We start from the raw sequence: 875 nt of genomic DNA on the forward strand, positions 1-875 counted from the left end.
ACTGAGTAATTTTATCTTACATCAGTTTGGAGGTTTACACAAACTTTGGGATGCTCCCATGCCTACGTAAATTTTCATGAGGTTGTACCTCCCTTTCCTAAAGTCTGATACCATGATGTCCACCAACGATTATCATCGTAGACTTGATAGAAATAAGTACTCTGAGTGAAAAACACTCCGGCAACATCCAGCTAATAAACAATTCAGATAAAGGTAGTGGCAATACACTCCAGTTGAGTAGTCAAGCTACAGAAAACAAATCAAAAGTCCATAGTATCTGAATTGTATTGAACCACGATATTAAAAGAAAGGAAATATGTGATAATTAACTTCCTAATTATCATACAAGATATATAATTCAAAACAAGAAATAGGATGTCGAATTTTATTAATATTGGTTTGTACACAAAAAAAGATGCGGGCGGAAACATTGACTATATATGACTATTTTTCAGTTCATATAGATGATATATATTCTGATAAATTATGTTTGCATCCAAGTAATCCAAATCATTCATCTGAACTTCTTGTGAGAAATTTGATGGTTCGTAACGCACTATCTTTTTTGGTATCTAAAGGTCTTGTGCAGATAGAATTATCAGAATTTGGTATTCGTTTTTATGCAGACAAATTTTCAGAGAATATAAGTCATATGCTGGATTGCAATTATTCAAGGAAATATGTTGAATATGTAAGACGTGTAGATGAGTTTTTTGAAAAAAGAACAGAGTACGAGATACATAAATATGTTGAAAAAAATATGAAAAATTGGAAAAGTGATTTAGAAAGGGGTGAAAAAATATGAAGTCAAAATTCATCCTGAATTATTCACGGAACAGTATCTGAACTGATAACTGTACCATGAATCCCCAAAT

1 protein-coding gene is annotated in these 875 nt (G+C 31.8%); it reads left to right on the forward strand.

Features of this window, described 5'->3' with window-relative positions; all coding sequences use genetic code 11:
- The first annotated feature begins 349 nt into the window (after positions 1–349).
- Positions 350–805, forward strand: coding sequence for an ABC-three component system middle component 2 (locus DW650_RS19385; protein WP_330414710.1), 456 nt, complete (start codon positions 350–352; stop codon positions 803–805).
- The last annotated feature ends 70 nt before the right edge of the window (positions 806–875 follow it).

Source organism: Roseburia sp. AM23-20 (genome assembly GCF_003470905.1).
Lineage (GTDB): Bacteria > Bacillota > Clostridia > Lachnospirales > Lachnospiraceae > Roseburia > Roseburia rectibacter.